Below are 17,421 nucleotides of genomic sequence, written 5' to 3'. Positions count from 1 at the left end.
GACCGCCCCGTGCGCCGGTCGAACGACCGGCCCGAGCGCCGTTCGGACGATCGCCCGGTGCGTCGCTCCGAGGAGCGTCCCGAGCGTCGCGCCGACGACCGCGGCGACCGAAGCTCGGACGAGCGCCGTCGTGACGAGCGGCCGCGCGAGCGCCCCTCCGATGCGTTGCGCGCCGACGATCGCGCGACGCCGCCGCAGGACCGGCGACGCCCCTCCGCGAACGGCGCCGAACGGCCCGACTCCGGTGTGCGGCGCAGCGGCCAGGACAAGCGGCGTCGGCCTGATCGGTAGGCTGTCGGGGTGAACGAGCTCCTGCACCCCGCCCCGCCCGCGATGCGGACGACGGGGACGGTGCGGGTGGTCGGCTCCGGCCTGCTCGGCGCGTCGATCGGCCTGGGCCTCGCCTCGCGCGGGGTCGACGTCGTCCTCGACGACGCCTCACCGGCCAGCCTCTCGCTCGCCATCGACTACGGGGCCGGCCGCGCCGCCTCCGCGGACGACCGGCCCGTGCTGATCGTGGTCTGCGTGCCGCCGGACGTCGTCGCCGGCGTCGTCGAGCGCGAGCTGGCCGCGTTCCCCGAGGCGGTCGTCACCGACGTGGCGAGCGTCAAGATGCAGCCGCTGCGCGAGCTGCGCGCCCGCGGCCTCGACCTCAGCCGCTACATCGGCTCGCACCCGATGGCCGGTCGGGAGCGCGGCGGTCCGGTGGCGGCCCGCGGCGACCTCTTCGTCGGCCGGCCCTGGGTGATCTGCCGCGACGGCGAGACGCCGCCCGAGGCGCTCGCCCGGGTCGAGGCGCTCGCGCTCGACCTCGGCGGCTCGATCATCGAGATGGGTCCGGAGGAGCACGACCGCTCGGTCGGCCTCGTCTCGCATGCGCCGCAGGTGATCTCGTCCCTGCTCGGGCAGCGGCTCGTCGACGCGCCGAACGACGCCCTGCGGCTCGCCGGCCAGGGCGTGCGCGACGTCTCGCGGCTCGCCGCCTCCGCCCCGGAGCTGTGGGTGCAGATCCTCGGCGCGAACCGCGAGCACGTGGTCGCCGTGCTCGACGCCTTCCGCGACGACGTCGCCGCGGTCGCCGACGCCCTGCGCGACCTCGACGCCCCGGGTGCCCGCCGCCTGCTCGCCGAGCACCTCGCCGCGGGCAACGCCGGCGTCGCCCGCCTGCCCGGCAAGCACGGCCAGGACCAGCGCTTCTCCACCCTGATCGTCCTCGTCGACGACACCCCGGGCACCCTCGCCCGGCTGTTCGTTGAGATCGGCGAGGCCGGGGTCAACCTGGAGGACGTGCGCCTCGAGCATGCGGAGGGGCGCCGCGTGGGCCTCGCCGAGATCTCGGTGGTGCCGGAGGCCGTCGGCCCGCTGACCGAGGAACTGACCGCACGCGGCTGGAGGATCGCCGGATGAGCACGGAGCAGAACAGGCAGGAGGGCGGCCTGAACCGGATGACGCCCGCCCGCCGCGCGCAGCAGAGCATCCCGGAGGACGGGGGAGCGGCGCCCGAGCGCGCGAGCGGCTCGCACACCGACGACGTGCCCGACTTCGGCGACGCCGTCGTCGTCGCGATCGACGGACCGGCCGGCAGTGGCAAGTCGAGCGTCTCGCGCGAGGCGGCCCGACGGCTCGACTTCGAGTTCCTCGACACCGGCGCCGCGTACCGCGCGCTCGCCTGGCACGGCCTCGACACCGGGCTGGACTTCGCCGACGAGAACGCGATCGTCGACGCGCTCGACGGCTTCGACTACTCCATCGGCACCGACCCCGAGTCGTACTCGGTCTGGGTCGGCCGGACCGAGGTGACCGCGGCCATCCGCGAGCCCCGCGTGACCGGTCAGGTCTCGGCCGTGGCGAAGGTCCCGGAGGTGCGCCGGCGGATCACGCTGCTGTTCCGCCGCATCATCGGCGAGACCCGCAAGGCCGGCATCATCGTCGAGGGGCGCGACATCACGACGGTCGTGGCGCCGACCGCCGGGGTGCGGATCCTCCTGACGGCGAGCGAAGAGGCTAGGATGGCGAGGCGTTCGCGCGAAGTCACCACGCAATCCGCTGAAGCGACGGGTCAGGCACTGCGGTCCAGGGACCGCGCCGACTCCCAGGTGGTGGACTTCATGAACGCCGCAGACGGAGTCACTCTTCTCGACTCCACTCATCTCGACTTCGAGCAGACCGTCGATGCGGTCATCGCCGAGGTCCGAACTTCGAGAGCAAGGGCCGATCATGGCACAGGACACGCACGTCGGTGACGACGAGCTGAACTTCGGAGACGACGACCTCGTCGAGCGCCTCGGCGACCTCGACGAGCAGCTCGCCTCCTCGCGCGCCCAGGCGCTGCGCAGCGGACTCGAGGACTACGACCTCGACGAGGAGGACCGCGACCTCCTCGAGTACGCCAGCGAGGACCCCGACGAGATCCGCTACCTCCCGGCGCTGCCGGTCGTGGCGATCGTCGGCCGGCCCAACGTGGGCAAGTCGGCGCTGGTCAACCGCATCCTCGGCCGCCGCGAGGCCGTCGTCGAGGACACCCCCGGCGTCACCCGCGACCGCGTCTCGTACAAGGCCGACTGGCTCGACCGCCAGTTCACCGTCGTCGACACCGGCGGCTGGGAGCCCGACGCCCGCGGCATCGACGCCTCCGTCGCGATGCAGGCCGAGATCGCGATCGACCTCGCCGACGCCGTCATCTTCGTGGTCGACGCGAACGTCGGCGCGACCGCGACCGACGAGCACGTCGTGAAGCTGCTCCGCAAGACCAGGAAGCCCGTGTTCCTCGCGGCCAACAAGGTCGACGACGTGCGCCAGGAGCCGAACGCCGCCTCACTGTGGTCGCTCGGCCTCGGTGAGCCCCACCCCGTCTCGGCCGTGCACGGCCGCGGCGTCGCCGACCTGCTCGAGACGGTGCTGGAGAAGCTGCCGCTCGAGTCGCTCGTCGCCAAGCGCGAGGTCGGCGGCCCGCGGCGCGTCGCCATCCTCGGCCGCCCGAACGTCGGCAAGTCCAGCCTGCTGAACAAGGCCGCGGGGGAGGAGCGGGTCGTCGTCAACGAGCTGGCCGGCACCACCCGCGACCCGGTCGACGAGCAGGTCGAGATCGCCGGCAAGATCTGGCGCTTCGTCGACACGGCCGGAATCCGCCGCCGCGTGCACCTGCAGCAGGGCGCCGACTTCTACGCGTCGCTGCGCACCTCGACCGCGCTCGAGAAGGCGGAGGTCGCGGTCGTCGTGATCGACGTCTCCGAGCCGATCTCGGAGCAGGACGTCCGCATCATCGACCTGGTGCTCGAGTCGGGCCGCGCGCTCGTGCTCGCGTTCAACAAGTGGGACCTCCTCGACGACGAGCGCCGCCGCTACCTCGAGCGCGAGATCGAGAAGGACCTCGCGCACGTCGCCTGGGCTCCGCGCGTGAACATCTCGGCGAAGACCGGTCGCCACCTCGAGAAGCTCGTGCCCGCGCTCGAGCTCGCCCTCGAGTCCTGGGACACCCGCATCCCGACCGGCAAGTTCAACGCGTTCCTCGCGGAGCTCACCGCGGCGCACCCGCACCCCCTGCGCGGCGGCAAGCAGCCGCGTGTGCTGTTCGGCACCCAGGCGTCCTCGCGCCCGCCGACATTCGTGCTGTTCACCACCGGCTTCCTCGACCCGGGCTACCGCCGCTACATCGCGCGCCGCCTGCGCGAGATCTACGGCTTCCAGGGCTCGCCGGTGAACGTCAACATGCGCGTGCGGGAGAAGCGCGCGCGCTGACACGTTCTGTCGCGGCGGCTCCGGCACGTCGTTCTGCGTCCGGCTCGCGGGAATCCTCGGATCCCGCGAGCCGGACGCGTTTCTGCGTGCCGGAGCATGCTGATCGAGTAGTCCGCGGAGCGGGCGTATCGAGATCCACCCCCGCCCGCGCATCCGGCGATCGATCGGTCAGGAACGGTCGTGCTCCGCGCGCCGACCCGACCACTCGTGACGGATAGATGCCTCTGGGCGTCAGTCCTGCGTGGCGAACGGCCACCAGGACGGCAGCAGCCGCCGGTACGCCGCGAGGTAGGTCTCGGGAGTACGCGGCTCGGGGAGCCGCAGCCACGCCTCCATCAGGCCGGTCGAACCGGCGGCGAGGAAGGAGGCGGTGCCGTCCGCGAGGAACGCGGTGATGTCGTCGCCGTCGGGCAGCTGCAGCGTCCCGGTCTCGAGCGTCGCGAGGACGGCCGCGCGGAAGTGCAGCGCGAGCATCGCCCGGACACCCGAGTCGCCGCCGGGAGCGTCGAACGCGCGCAAGTAGAGGTCGCGGCGCGTCTCGAGGTGAGCGAGGATCCGCGCGGTGCCCTGGCGGATGGTCGCGTCGGTCGCCGCGCCGGTCCGGAGGGTGTCGAGATACTCGTCGCGGATCGCGTCGAGCTCGTCGGCGAGTGCCGCACAGAGCAGCTCGGCGGCCGAGGTCGCATGCGCGTAGAAGGTGGAGCGGTTGACGCCGGCACGATCGGTGATCTCGGAGACCGTGAGGCTGGAGACGTCCCTGGCAGTCGCCAGATCGATGATGGCTCGGTGCAGGGCCACCTGCGATCGCTTCTGCCGCGCGTCCACTGCTGCTGCCTCCTGTAGGGCGCGCGCTCCGGTCCGCCCGGCGCGCACCGCCTCAGCGATTCTACGGGCGCCGAGCGTCGGTCGTTTTCACTCTCGGCCCCGCGATCCGCTAAGGTAGTCGAGTTGCCCGGGCCTCGGTCCGGACTGCCACGGGCTGTGGCGCAGCTTGGTAGCGCACTTGACTGGGGGTCAAGGGGTCGCAGGTTCAAATCCTGTCAGCCCGACAGAAAGCCCTGATGGGATGTCCGATCGCGGACTGGTTCTCATCAGGGCTTCGTCGTTTCTCCGCCAGCTCTTCAGCGGGACGAGCCGCTCAGCGCAGCAGCTCCGCGACCTCCGTGAAGGCCGCCTCGCGGCGAGCCACCCGCGCCGCCCGCTCGATCGGGTCCTTCGTGAAGGGGGCCTGCTGTGACGGGTGGAACGTGCGCACGACGGCCAGGCCGCGCTCGCGCTCGATGCCCGGGTGCAGCCGGAGCAGGCGGCGCCAGCCGTGGTCGGCGTCGGCGCCCTGCAGCAGGACGACCTCGATGCTCGGGGCGAGGTCGAGAAGATGCAGGACGGTCGGGATCCCCGCGTCGAGCTGCTCCGCGGTCGGTGCCTTGCCGATGTACCAGGGGTAGGCGTTCCAGGGCAGGAGATCGAACGGCGACAGTCCGACGTCCGTGAGTAGGCGCCACATCAGCTCGGCGGAGCCGTCGTCGTTCTCGGTGCAGAGGAACCCGCTGCCCGCGCCGTCTCGGGTGCCGGGGCCGGGGTCGCGCAGGATGCTGAGCACCCGCGCCTCGGTGCCGCCGTGCAGGGGAGCGATATAAGGGAGCCAGCCGCGATCGTACGGGTTCCGCAGCTCGTAGATCCAGCGGTTGATCGGGGCGACGTGGGGCGCGTAGCGCTGCTCCCACTGCTGCCGGCGGAAGTCGAGGTCGGCCATGGCGCGGGGCATGACTGCACCCTAGACCCCGGGTGCGCGTGACGATCGGGCCGGCCGGGCGGACTGGAGGACGGCCCAGGCGAGACCGGAGGAGAGCAGGCAGGAGATCAGCAGGGCGCCGGAGAGGGTCAGCAGGACACGGAGTGCATCGTTCCCCTGGCCGTGGAGCGCAAGGCTGGAGGCGGCACCGGCCACCGGCAGCATGGTGAGCGCGACCGCCGCGACCACCCGGCCGAGAAGCAGATCCGAGAAGGCGCGTGATCCGATGCCCGCGAGCGCAGCGCTCGTGCAGCAGAGTGCGAGAGGAAGGACTGCGAGCAGACCCCAGCCGATCCCGTGCAAGTACACCGAGGCCCAGAGAACGACGGCGGGCAGCGACACGGCCGACGAGAGGAAGGCGTGAAGCCCGACACCGGCGAATCCGGCTCGGGCGATCGAGACGTCCGCGAGCGGAAGGTGCTGGTGGTCGAGGTCTTGCGCGGTCGCCTGAGACGGACCCGGAAGCGCGAGGATCAGCACGAGGAGAAGTCCGCCCAATAGCATCGGCACGCTGTCCCGCAGCAGGCTGGAGAGCACCGCCACGGCGAGGAGGGCGAGCGCAGTGCGGGGCTCCTGCCAGCGCCGGCGCCGAGTCTGCGCCAGGTGGCTCGCTAGGACTGCGCCGACCGCGGAGTCGGGCCATCGCGTCCATGAGGGACGGCCGACGGCGTAGCCCCGGCCGGACAGAGCTCTGCTCGACTCGCCGGAGAGGACTCGGGTGAGCTGGTTCGCGAGGATGCTCTCCTCGACCGCGGGTTCGACGAAGATTCCGGCTCGCCGGACGAGCAGGCCGACGGCGATGCTCGAGAGCAGGAGAACGCCGATGGTGGCGGAGGCGTGCGCGAGTCCGCTCGCCTCGGGCGCGAGGATCACCTCGAAGAGGAGACCGGCGGCGCTCATCGCGGCCGACCCGATGGAGTCCTCGCCCACGAGCAGCGACTGCACCCCGAGGGCGATCCAGACCGCGCCCGCGGCGAGGACGCAGGCCAGCCCGATCCGGCGCCGGTCCGGCCGGGCGATTCTTCCGAGGAGATGGCTGGTCAACGACGTCGCCCGGATCAGGAGGAGGACGGCCGTCATCGCGCACCCCGAGAGCACGCCCCACGCGACCGGCTCTCCACGGAGAAACAGTGCCGTCGCCGACGCCGCGGAGGCACTGACGAACGCGATCGCCGCGGTCCCGACCGCATGCACCACCACGACGATGCGCGGACCACTCGGGCTCTGCAGCACCCAGGACACGTCCGCGGGCTGCAACCGCAGCGGCGAACCCCGCTGCGCTGTCAGTGACACCAGGATCAGAGAGAGACCGAGGACGAATCCCGCGATCCGCGTGGGGGGCGACTCCGTCGGAGACCCGCCGGCCCCACCCTGAACCAGGAGCCAGACGCCGCTCGACGCAGCGATCACGAGGACGACGATCGCGAGGGGATTCGTCACGAGGGCCGTGGTGCTGCGGATGCGGATGCGCAGGTAGGCCCGGGAGAGAGCGAGCGCTCCTGCAAGGGGAAGACGCCGCGTTCGTTCAGTCGTCGTCATCGCGAAGAGCTCCCACGACACGGAGATAGACGTCCTCCAGAGGCGGCTGCCCCTCGAGATCGTCGCGCCCGAGACGCGCAATGTGCGCGATCCTCCCGGCGTGCAGGATCACCGCTCGATCGGCGATGCGCTCCAGCTCGGTCAGCCCGTGCATCGAGAGCAGGACGCCGCAGCCCTCGTCGGCGAGCCGCCGGACCTCGTTCCGGAGCTCGCGCACCGAGACGGCATCGAGGCCGTTGAACGGCTCGTCCAGCAAGAGGAGCCCGGCGCCCTTCAGCAGCGCAAGAACGAGAGCGAGCTTGCGGCGCATCCCCTGCGAGAGCTGATGGGGGAGGAGGTCGTGCTTGTCGCTCAGTCCGTAGCGCTCGAGGAGCGACGGTCCGAGCGACTCGTTCCGGGGTGAGCCGCTCAGTCGCTCGATCAGCCGGACGTGCTCCACAACGCTCAGACCCGGGTACAGGTCCGGTTCCTCCGGCATGAGGCTGAGGGCTCGTCGAGCCTCCGTCGTGCCGATCGCGTGACCGAGGACGAGGGCACTGCCATGCGAGGGCTCGTACAGTCCGGCTAGAACGCGCATGAGGGTGGTCTTCCCGGCGCCGTTGGGTCCGACGAGTCCGACCACCTCGCCGGCGTCGATCGTGAAGGAGACGTCGCGGAGCACATCGACTGAGCCCATGCGCTTCCCGAGGCTTCGAACGTCGAGGAGCAGGCGAGGAGTGTCGTTGTCACCCATCGGTGGTCAGCCAGCGGGAGAGATCGCCGCCGGCCCGCTCGATCGCCTCCCGCAACGGATCGAGGCCGCCCTCTTTCAGAAGCGCTGCGAGCATCTTCCGGATATCGGGAGATCCGCTCGCGGCGGCCCTCTCGACTGCCCGACGGACTGCGGGGTCGTACTGCAACGCTCGTCGATGACGAATGAGCGGTCGAAGGACGGGTCGTGCGGTGGTGCTCGCATCCCAGCCGCGCTCGTCGCCGAATGCCTGGATCACGCTTTCGGTGCTGTCACCCGGCGCGAGGCACGCGGCGTAGGCGAATGCGACGTGCAGCGCCGACACAGGCTCACTCTGCTGCTGGGCCACCTGTCCGGCGATGGTCATCACCCTGCGGAACTCTGCTGCGCGTTTCACGCTCCACCTCCTCGACGTCATCGAGGAGCATAGGTTCGCGCCCACCACAAGACAAGAGGAATCCTCGAAGTGGCGCGTTGCACACGATCTGACCGACTGCCGGCCTCGCGCCGTGGTCTACTTCGCGAGCTGTCCGAGCTTCGCGTGGGAGCGGGAGTAGGCGAAGTAGATCGCGAAGCCGATGGCCAGCCAGATCAGGAAGCGCAGCCAGGTCTCGATGGAGAGGTTGAGCATCAGGTAGGTGCAGATCAGGGCGGAGAGGCCGGGCAGCCAGGGGTTGAGCGGGACGCGGAAGCCGCGCTTGAGCTCGGGGCGCTTGCGGCGGAGGACGATGACGCCGACGGAGACCAGGACGAAGGCGGAGAGGGTGCCGATGTTCACCATCTCCTCGAGGACGCCGATCGGGGTGAGGCCGGCCAGCAGGGCGACGATGATCGTGACGACGACGGAGGTGACCCAGGGGGTGCGCAGGCGCGGGTGGACCTTCGCCAGGCGCTGGGGGAGCAGGCCGTCGCGCGACATCGCGAAGATGATGCGGGTCGCTCCGATGAGCAGGGTCAGCACGACGGTGGTGAGGCCGGCGACGGCGCCGGCGGAGATGACCGTCGCCATCCAGGTCTGGCCGTGATACGCGAAGGCGTTGGCGAGGGCGGCGGAGGGGTCGAGCTCGCGGTAGGGGACCATGCCGGTGACGACCAGGGCGACGGCGCAGTAGAGCACGGTGCAGATGATCAGCGAGGCGATGATGCCGATGGGCATGTCGCGCTGCGGGTTGCGGGTCTCCTCGGCGGTGGTCGCGACGACGTCGAAGCCGATGTAGGCGAAGAAGACCAGCGAGGCGCCGGCGATGATGCCGCCGACTCCGAAGGTCGCCGGCTCGATGCCGGAGAGGAACTGCAGCAGCGGCTGGGCGAGACCGGACGCGGCCTGCGACGCCTCCGCGGGCGGGATGAACGGCGAGTAGTTGCTCGCGTTGATGAACTGCAGCCCGGCGATGATGACGAACAGCACGATGAAGAGCTTCACGGCGACCAGCACCAGGTTGACGCGCAGGGACTCCTTGATGCCGAAGGTCATCAGGGCGCCGAGCACGAGCACCAGGAGGATCGCGGGGACGTCGACGACGCCCCCGTAGGAGATCGCCTCCGGCAGGACGATGCCGAGCTGCCCGAGGAACGAGCCGAGATAGGCGCTCCAGCCCTGGGCGACCACGCTCGCGCCGAGGAACAGCTCGAGGATCAGATCCCAGCCGATGATCCAGGCGAAGAGCTCGCCGAGCGAGGCGTAGGAGAACGTGTAGGCGGAGCCGGAGACCGGCACCGTGGAGGCGAACTCCGCGTAGCACATGGCCGCGAGCGCGCAGGCGAAGGCGGCGACGACGAAGCTCAGCACGATCGCGGGGCCGGCGATGTCATGCGCGGCGCGGCCGGTGAGCGTGAAGATGCCGGCGCCGATCACGACGCCGACGCCGAAGACGGTGAGGTCGAGGGCGCTCAGCGACTTCTTGAGGCGGGTCTCGGGCTCGTCGGTGTCGGCGATGGACTGCTCGACGGACTTGGTGCGGAGGAGGCTCACGGTGGTTCTCTCTGGTGAGGTGACGCGGTGTGCAGCGGGTCGCGATGCGACGGCACTCCGGGAGGATAGCGGCGCGGCGGGCCCGTGCGGCAGCCCTCGCGCCGATGGCGGGAGGCGGGGGCCTTCGCGCGCTCCTGCGGCGGGGCCGGTGTCAATCCGTCGTGAGCTCGTCCTTCTCCCGAGTGCTGATCGTTCCCGGAGCGGGCGTCCCGGGATGGGCGGGGCCGCCGGTGACCATCACCTCGACGTGGGCGCGCTGCGGAGGGTCGGAGTAGACGAAGAGGTAGGGCTCTCCGCTCACGAGCGCTGCGACCTTCATGACACCGCCGATGCTGTAGGGGATCGAACCCGCGTAGGAGCCCGCGGGGATGAGGATGTAGCCGCCGCGGGGACCGACGCGGATGACCTGCGTCGACCCGAGGGTGAGGTCGTGATCCGTCCTGAAGTCCACCCTGCCCTCCTGGCGCAGCACGATCGGAGTTCCTGTGATCCCGTCTCCGTTCACGAACACCGAGATCTCGAAGCGCCGACGGGCACCCAGGTTGGTGGTCACGAGTCCGGCATCGATGACGCGCACCCCCAGGAAGGTCTCGGGGGGGGGACGGGGGAAGGGGAGACGGATGCCGCGGCACCGGGCGCCGCCGCGCAGGCGGCGATGACGGGCGTAGAAAACGCGGCGGCGAGAGTGGACCGTCGGACGACTCCCGGCCTCTGGGCGGAGTCGTGATCGTGCTGATCTCCGGTGTGCTCGTCGAACGGCATTCTGCGACCTCTCGTCGGTGAGTGGTGGTTCCGGAGCCGTCCTGCGGGGGAGTCGGGGGATCGGCGCGGGACCGCTGAGAGTGTCCGGCAGCACCCCGCGGCGCAGCGAAGAAGTGACGTGAAGTGGGCGCACTGGCGGGTTCTGTCTCTCATCGGGATCGGGCGAGGCCGACGCGAGCGAAGCGAGGACGGTGACGGGGGGTTTGTCGTGATCAACGTCCCTCGTGGTCAGAGCGCCCCGAGGCGATCGAGCGCGTACGACCAGGCGATCCGCTCCTGCTCGAGTCGGATGTTGCCCGCGGTGCTGAGGAGACTCAGAGCATCGTCCTCGGAGCGGGTGAGCAGAGCAAGGGCTCCCAGATCGGGTGCCGGGTCGGTCCCCCAGAGGTCGCGGTGGGCGAGGAGGGTCTCCGTGTCCATCAGCGCAGATGTCGCGGCGACACCGAGCGCCCGCAGGCGGTGCAGGATCGAGAAGCCACGGGAGTCGAGATCACCCCAGTAGGTGACCTCGCGGGCCCAGGGCAGATGCGAGACCAGTCCCGCTCGGTCGCCTCCCCCGTGCAGGACGACCGCGCCCGGTACGTCCGGCATCGCCAGGACCGTGGCGAGGTTCTCGAAGACGAAAACCCTCGAGGGGTGAAAGGACAACCGGGCGAGATCGTCGATCGGCGCCGTCACATCGGAGAGCCCGGACAGGGCGAGGGCGGAGTCCAGGATGCGCACCCGCAGGAGCGTCGACGGCTTCCTCAGTCCGAGATCGATCCCGCCGGTAGTGGAGCGGTGCAGTGCCGTCACGAGACCGAGGCGTCGCTCGATCCACTTCGAGTCGATGCCGCGAATGGGGAGTTCGCGGACGAACCGGTTCGAGACCGGATTGTCCCGTAGCCAGAGGAGGACGGCGACGAGCCGGTCGAAGTCGTCCTCGGTCAGTGCCGTGATGGTGCGCGCGTGGGTCTGCAGTGTCGCGACCGCGGCGTCTCCGCCACCGGTGAGGGATCGGAGCGCATCGATGCGGTGCCGCAGGCGCAGCCACTCGGGCTCCGCTCCCGCCGCACGCGCGATCGAGGTGGCCCCCCGGACGACGGCGCGCTCCGGTATCTCCTGTGATCCGACCCTCGACCAGCTCCGCACCGTCCAGGAGACCTCGATCTCGCCGGACTCCGCCGCGCGGCGCCAGGACTCCACCCAGGTCCGCGCGGCATCCAGATCGGTCAATGCATCGCGCTCGGTGGGCGGATGGAGCGGGAGATCGAGCATCGGCTCATGGTCGCCGCGCGCAGCCCATGAGCGCGATTCGCGCTGGAAGATCCGCTGGGCGCGGTCGCGGAGGTCGGCCACGGTGACAGGTGCCGTCATCGATGCTGTTCCTCTCCAGGCGTTCCGCCGGCCTCCTGCGGAGAGAACACCACGTCGGCGATCCTCGAGGCGTTGCGGTCCGGGTTGGACACCGCGGTGATGGCGCCCACATAGGGCTCGAGTGTCTGGAGGAGCTTCTGCGGCGTGGCGAGGACCATGTGGAACCCGAACGAGCGGAAGACGTCCATCGCGTTCCGCGTGTACCGGCTGTCGGCCTTGTCGAACGCCTCGTCGAGAATGATCGTCCCGAACCGGGGCAATTCCGCCTCCTCCTCGGTGAGCTGATAGCGGAGCGCGGCCGCAAGGCAGAAGATGACGAGCTTCTGCCGCTGACCGCCCGACAGCCCCTCGGCGGAGTCGTACACCCGGAGGACGGTCCCCGCGGCGTCCTTCTCGCGGGCGAGGAAGCTGACGTGCAGGCGGGTGTCGAGAACGCGAGCTCGCCAGTCCTGATCGACCCGGTCCCGCGAGCCCAACCGACCCATCACCGTGCGCAGGACGGCGAAGCGCTGCTCGGCGCCCGCCGCGGACTCGTCGGCCCAGTTGCCCTCGACGATGCGGCGCAGATTCGCGAGGAAGTCCTCGACCTCGGGGGAGCGTGTCGTCTTGATGTCGATCTCGAGGAATCGGTCCCGTCCTTCGAACGGAGACCGTCCGAGAGCGGCGTTGACCGGCAGGATGCGCTCCCGGACGAGTCCCGGCGCATCCCGCAGATCGCCGAGGAGGTGGGCCACGACGTCCCGCGACCGCTCTCGAAGCAGGCGCCGGAAGTCGCTCTCCTTCTCCGGGAGCCCCCGGCTGAGGATGCCCTCGAGGAGAGCCCGGTAGCCGTACCTGTCTTCGATCTCGGCGGTCAGATCGGCGGACGCCGCGGGCCAGGCGGCGCGGAACGCGGCGGCACCCGCGGCGAAGGCGGCCGCGGCGTCGCCACTGCGTCGCGCGGCGATGTCCTTCTCCCGGGAGAGTGCCGATTGCACGGCGCGCGCGATCGCGTCCACGGTCTCGAGGGTCAGCGAGCGCCTCTCGGCCCGGAACCGAGCGCCGAGGGCTTCGGCTGTGGAGTCGTCCAGGCTCGAAGGGGGTGCGGATTCCAGAGCAGCGAGCTGCGACTCGATCCGCTCGAGCGCACCCTGAGCGATCGCCTCCTCGCGGAGCGCCTGCTCGTTCCGGCGCGTGGCGTCCTCGAGCTGCGAGGCCGCCTGCTCCCGAGCCTCCTGCGCGTCGCGCAGCGATGACGACCGCGACGTCAGAGTTACCAGCTCCGCGCGGTGCGCCGCACTGAGCTCCGCAGCCGCGGCGAGGTCGATGCGCTCCCACGAGACCGTCACGACCCTCTCGAGGACCGCTCGCTGACCGAGCGCTGATTCTCGTGCGGCGTCCGCCTTCCCGTCGGCTGCGGCGGCCGTCGCGCTGGCACGTTCGGCCTCCCGCTGCTGAGCGAGGAGCGCGTCCAGCCGCGCCTCCGTGTCACCGCCGAGAAGCCACCGGGTCGCATCGCTGACGGCGGAGCGGTCGTCCTTCTCGTATCGGCGCGAGGTGCGCTTGACGAGCCCGCCGATCGTCACTCCGCGGTCGACGTCATCGAGCTCGTCAGCGTCGGCCACGCAGGCGAAATCGAAGTCGGATGCGAGTCGCCGCCGGAGGAACAGGGTGAACGGGCCCTCACTCACCGTGACGCGATGGAGGAGTGAGCGGGGGTCGCGTGGTCGGCGAGGTGGCTCGCTCACCTCCGGTACGGCCTCCATCACCAGACGGACACCGAGATGTCGGGCGTCGGACGCCCGACGAGCTGCAGGGAGGAGGTCGTCGGGCACGAGGAGCGTCGTGGCGAGTGGTGCGAGCACCCGCTCGATCGCGCCGCGCCAGGCCGCGTGCTCGGGCAGGACGGCGACGAGCTCGCCGGCGAAGGGAACCGCAGCGTCCGGAACGCCGAGCGAGCGGGCGAGGAAACGGCGCGCGGCGAGGAGCCGAGGGTCGAGATTACTGCGATGCTCGCGCAGTGCGACGATCTGAGCCTCGACGGCTGCCAACCGCTTCCGGGTCTCGCTCGCCGCATCCCGGATGGAATGGGGCACAGGAGCCACGCGCTTCGTCAGCTCGGCGGCGGCCGTCGCGAGGAGGTCGGCGAACTGCGCCGCATCGGCAGGCAGCGGAACGCCGATCCGCTTCAGCTCACTCGACAGGCGATCTCGCTCCCGTGTCACCTCGCGCTCGGCCCGCTCGCCGGCGGTGATCCGCTCCTGCAGCAGCTCGACACGAGCGCCGCCCTCCTCCCGCACCCGAGCGACGGCAGTGTCGAGGGCACCCCGCGCGATCGCCTGCTGGCGCGAGGTCTCAGACAACCGCGACCGGGCTCTGGCGAGTGTCGCGCGCGCGGGGCCGAGCGCCTCGTGCGCCAGCCGGCGCTTGACCGAATCGGTGTACGGCTCGACAGCGTCGTGCAGCTGGGCGACCGAGGACGACTCGGCGGAGGCGAGATCGAACGCCGTGATCGAGGCGTCGAGGGACCGCAGGGCGTCGGCCTGGCGCCGGAGATCGACGACGTGCGCGTGTGCCTGATCGAGTTCGACGAACTGCTCGACCGCATTGTCGGCCCGCGCGAAGGTCGCTGGGGACTCGAGCATGAAACCGCGGAAGAGGGCGTCGAGCGTCCCGAGATTCTTCGCGGACTGCGTCTTGTGGAGCAGCTGCAGCGTGGTGTCGCTGCGGAAGCCGAAGTGCCGGACCACCCGCTCGTGGAACCTGCCGTGCTTGCCTCCGGTCGTGATGAGCGCGTCGGGCAGCGCGGCCGACATCCGCCGCGCATCGATTCCGCTCGCGACGTGCGGCGCGAGGGCGACGATGTCGAGGTCGCCGCGCGTGAAGATCCGGGCGTCCTTCAGCGCGGTCGTCTCGGTGCGGGTGCCCGGCGCATGGAAGACACGAGCGAGCACGACGGGTTCGTCGTGCAGGTTCTCGTAGCGCAGCAGGACCCCGCTCCACGTGGCGCGGGACCGGAGGAAGGTCGTGGTCGCCCGGTCGGAGCTCTCGTCGACCTCCTTCGTCCAGGCGCCCCGCACGTAGCTCATCAGGGAGCGATCGCTCTGCCTGGAGGCGCCGTCCTGTGCCGCGGCGTTCAGCCTGAGCCAGCGGTCGGGAGTCACGACCGCGGCGATCCCGTCGAGTACGGACGACTTGCCCGAGCCCGACGCGCCGGTGAGGAGGTGGCCGGAGCGCGCGATGCCGATTCTCACCCGGCCGGAGAAGGTGCCCCAGTTGAAGAGCTCGACCTCCGCCAGGCGCCACTGCCGGGTGGGCTCAGACCCTGGCGTCACGTCGGAGGCGTCGTCGTCGAAGGTGAGCATCGTCATTCGTCCTCCTCGTCCTTCAGGTCTTCGTCGTCGCTCTCGTCGCGGAGGGCCTCGGGAGCGGCCGCACCCAGCCGAGAGATCCGTTCGTACTCGGCGGTGATGGCGCGGACCTGGTCGGCGTCGACGATGAGCCGCAGCACCGGAGAGATCTCAGCGCGGTCGTCCTTCAGCGGGTGCAGGACACGCAGTTTGTTCTGCATCTTGTGCCAGGACGCGTTCAGGCGGCTTGCGAAGTCCTTCTCGTCGCGATCCTTCGTGCGGTAGACGGTCAGCTGCTCGAGCACCTCGGTCCTGCCCACGATCACGCGTCCTCGCCCCTCCTCGCTCAGCAGGGTCTGCCGAAGCACGAGCAGCATCGCGCTGTCGAGGAAGGTCAGGGCTTCGGAGCGCACCGCGCTCGGTGCGTCGTCGGAGGGCGCGTTCCGCACGAACGCGAACTCGCGGTCGCGGTCGAGGACCAGCTCGAGGAAGAGATCGGCGAGTCGCGAGCGGATCACTCTCTCGTCGCTCAGGAGCACGGCCCAGAGCTGCGGCTCCCGTGCTCCCGAGAGGTAGGGGCCCCGGATGAGCCGGAGCTGCACGCGCCGGGTGCGGTCGGGCAAGGTCCCGCTGTCACCCTGCCAGAGACCTGGCTCGTCGAGGTCGTCCGTTCCGTCGGAGGAGGGCACGGCCTGCTGCTCGCCGGTCACGAGACGGTCCCGATGAAGCGGTGCGCCGCGACGACGGCGGTCCGTGGGATCTCGTCGGTGCCGCGCCAGGAGAGCACCTCGAGCTCGTCGTCGACGGTTCCCTGCTCGGCTGCGAGGGCGAGCAGGCCGACGACGCTGCCGACGCCCTGCGTCGCGGGATGGACGTGCAGGACCTCGGCCACCGTGCAGGACCCTCGCGCGGCGAGCAGATCGTTCGTGTTGCGGATGAGCTCGTCGAAGTCGATCTCGGTCTCCCGGGCCAGAGCCCGGAGGTGCGCGAGGTCGGCGACCGCCGCGGGGTTCTCGTGGATCTCCGCGGTGGCGTCGAGCTCGGCCGGATCGTGCAGGTCGATCGAGCCGACGCTCGTCATCGAGACCGCGGAGAGGTCGAGAGACAGACCGACGGACGACCACGGCCGAGTGTGCGGTGCGGCAGTGATACCTGCGTGCTGCGCGGTCCGGAGGAGCGAGCGCATCACCCGATCCTGCTGGTAGTCCTGGGACTGCACGTAGCGGCGGAGCGCCCGCGCGAAGAGGGTGATCACGTCGTGGATCTCCGCGCTGCGGCCCTTGAGCGTCGTCAGGAAGGAGCGCAGCGACCGGCGCTCCGCCGAACTGAGAGCGCTGGCGAACGAGCGGTCGAGGATCCGCCGGACATCCGCCTCGAACGCCGCGCCGAGCGCGGGATCGAGCACGAGCTGCGAGAACGCGGCGAAGCTGCGCCCCGCGTCCGAGTCGCTGATGTGGTCGATCCCGCGGAACACCTCGTCGACGACGGTCGCCTGGGAGGCGCCGGATTCGACGATCTTGGCTCGCAGTGACGCATTGAGCGCCTCGAACTCGCCGCGGACGCGGGCGAAGTCGTCGGGCACCTCGGCGGCCTGGGCGAGGAGGTCGCGCACCCTCTCGAGCGCGCGATCGGGGTCGAGCGTGGGGGCGTCTCCGGCCTGCAGGTCGCTGATGCGTCGTTCGATGCGATCGAGCTCCTCCTCGAGCAGCGCGACCCGGGTGTTCGTGTCGGGGTCGGTCTCGATCGCGAGGAGCCGGACCTGCGTCGCGAGACCGGTGAGCCGTGACTCCGTCACGCTCGAGCGCGGCGCGGCTCGCCCTTCCAGAAAGCGGATCGCGACGATGGCCTCGGGGGACAGCTCGAACGTCTCGCCGCGAGCCTCGGTCGACGGCCGACGCACGAGGTAGCCGGCCGAACGCCAGTCGGCGCAGTAGCCCTTCGCGCTCAGAGGGAGGTGCAGGCCCTGATCGCGCAGCCGCTCGAGGTCGCCGTCGAGGCGCTCGTACAGCTCCTCCGCGTCGACCCGTCGCTCGTCGGCGCCGAGGTGCGTGCCGAGGAGTCCCGCGATGACGGGGAGGTTGTCGGTCGAGAGAAGGCGCAGGGCGACGTCGTCATCGGCGAGCTTGCGGAGGTGATGAACCTGAGCGACGGCGGGCATGCCGCCATTCTCGTGCACTGCGCCGACATCCCGTAGGTGAGCGGC

14 protein-coding genes and 1 tRNA gene are annotated in these 17,421 nt (G+C 70.7%); 4 read left to right on the top strand and 11 right to left on the bottom strand.

Annotation, left to right across the window (positions count from 1 at the left end; translation table 11 throughout):
* Positions 1 to 333: 333 nt before the first annotated feature.
* Genes EDF45_RS09980 through der form a run of 3 tightly spaced genes read left to right on the top strand, consistent with a single transcriptional unit; the run spans position 334 to position 3,738 of the window.
* Positions 334 to 1,407: a prephenate dehydrogenase gene (locus tag EDF45_RS09980; RefSeq protein ID WP_123736021.1), complete on the top strand. Its 1,074-nt coding sequence runs from the start codon at positions 334 to 336 to the stop codon at positions 1,405 to 1,407.
* Positions 1,404 to 2,243 carry a (d)CMP kinase gene (gene cmk / locus EDF45_RS09975; protein ID WP_243582657.1) on the top strand — a complete coding sequence of 280 codons (840 nt, stop codon included), beginning with the start codon at positions 1,404 to 1,406 and terminating at the stop codon, positions 2,241 to 2,243. Before EDF45_RS09980 ends, cmk begins: the two co-directional genes overlap by 4 nt.
* The gene (der, locus tag EDF45_RS09970) at positions 2,218 to 3,738 is read left to right on the top strand and encodes a ribosome biogenesis GTPase Der (RefSeq protein ID WP_123735983.1); all 1,521 of its coding nucleotides are present in this window, start codon (positions 2,218 to 2,220) and stop codon (positions 3,736 to 3,738) included. The genes cmk and der overlap by 26 nt, the downstream gene beginning before the upstream one ends.
* A gap of 231 nt (positions 3,739 to 3,969) precedes the next feature.
* Here der and EDF45_RS09965 read toward each other — a convergent pair whose 3' ends face one another.
* The gene (locus EDF45_RS09965) at positions 3,970 to 4,536 is read right to left on the bottom strand and encodes a TetR family transcriptional regulator (protein WP_132438481.1); all 567 of its coding nucleotides are present in this window, start codon (positions 4,534 to 4,536) and stop codon (positions 3,970 to 3,972) included.
* A gap of 177 nt (positions 4,537 to 4,713) precedes the next feature.
* Between EDF45_RS09965 and EDF45_RS09960 the strand changes: the two genes are divergently transcribed.
* Positions 4,714 to 4,787, top strand: a tRNA-Pro gene (locus EDF45_RS09960).
* Between the two features lie 89 nt (positions 4,788 to 4,876).
* Here EDF45_RS09960 and EDF45_RS09955 read toward each other — a convergent pair.
* The 10 genes from EDF45_RS09955 to EDF45_RS09910 all read right to left on the bottom strand — a co-directional run bounded on the left by EDF45_RS09955 (position 4,877) and on the right by EDF45_RS09910 (position 17,376).
* Positions 4,877 to 5,503 (bottom strand): uracil-DNA glycosylase, encoded by a 627-nt coding sequence (locus tag EDF45_RS09955; protein ID WP_123735981.1) that lies wholly within the window; start codon positions 5,501 to 5,503, stop codon positions 4,877 to 4,879.
* 9 nt (positions 5,504 to 5,512) lie between these two features.
* The gene (locus tag EDF45_RS09950; RefSeq protein WP_148060256.1) at positions 5,513 to 6,610 is read right to left on the bottom strand and encodes a hypothetical protein; all 1,098 of its coding nucleotides are present in this window, start codon (positions 6,608 to 6,610) and stop codon (positions 5,513 to 5,515) included.
* Between the two features lie 445 nt (positions 6,611 to 7,055).
* Positions 7,056 to 7,745: an ABC transporter ATP-binding protein gene (locus tag EDF45_RS09945; RefSeq protein ID WP_185020142.1), complete on the bottom strand. Its 690-nt coding sequence runs from the start codon at positions 7,743 to 7,745 to the stop codon at positions 7,056 to 7,058.
* Between the two features lie 49 nt (positions 7,746 to 7,794).
* A complete protein-coding gene (locus EDF45_RS09940) occupies positions 7,795 to 8,196 on the bottom strand; it encodes a hypothetical protein (RefSeq protein WP_132438478.1) in 402 nt (133 codons plus the stop codon).
* Positions 8,197 to 8,313: 117 nt separating this feature from the next.
* A complete protein-coding gene (locus EDF45_RS09935; protein ID WP_123735977.1) occupies positions 8,314 to 9,771 on the bottom strand; it encodes an amino acid permease in 1,458 nt (485 codons plus the stop codon).
* A gap of 151 nt (positions 9,772 to 9,922) precedes the next feature.
* A complete protein-coding gene (locus tag EDF45_RS09930) occupies positions 9,923 to 10,324 on the bottom strand; it encodes a hypothetical protein (RefSeq protein WP_148070824.1) in 402 nt (133 codons plus the stop codon).
* A 437-nt stretch (positions 10,325 to 10,761) separates the two neighbouring features.
* Positions 10,762 to 11,889 carry a DUF3322 domain-containing protein gene (locus EDF45_RS09925; protein ID WP_123735975.1) on the bottom strand — a complete coding sequence of 376 codons (1,128 nt, stop codon included), beginning with the start codon at positions 11,887 to 11,889 and terminating at the stop codon, positions 10,762 to 10,764.
* Positions 11,886 to 15,239, bottom strand: a complete 3,354-nt coding sequence (locus EDF45_RS09920; protein ID WP_123735974.1) for an ATP-binding protein — start codon at positions 15,237 to 15,239, stop codon at positions 11,886 to 11,888. The genes EDF45_RS09925 and EDF45_RS09920 overlap by 4 nt, the downstream gene beginning before the upstream one ends.
* On the bottom strand, positions 15,236 to 15,907 hold the full coding sequence (locus EDF45_RS09915; protein ID WP_123736020.1) for a DUF4194 domain-containing protein: 672 nt from the start codon (positions 15,905 to 15,907) through the stop codon (positions 15,236 to 15,238). The genes EDF45_RS09920 and EDF45_RS09915 overlap by 4 nt, the downstream gene beginning before the upstream one ends.
* A 17-nt stretch (positions 15,908 to 15,924) precedes the next feature.
* Positions 15,925 to 17,376 carry a DUF3375 domain-containing protein gene (locus EDF45_RS09910; RefSeq protein ID WP_123735973.1) on the bottom strand — a complete coding sequence of 484 codons (1,452 nt, stop codon included), beginning with the start codon at positions 17,374 to 17,376 and terminating at the stop codon, positions 15,925 to 15,927.
* Positions 17,377 to 17,421: the final 45 nt, after the last annotated feature.

Source organism: Rathayibacter sp. PhB186, from assembly GCF_003751825.1.
GTDB lineage: Bacteria > Actinomycetota > Actinomycetes > Actinomycetales > Microbacteriaceae > Rathayibacter > Rathayibacter festucae.
The sequence above is the reverse complement of the archived record's forward strand: the minus strand, read 5'-3'. Positions and strand labels throughout refer to the sequence as shown.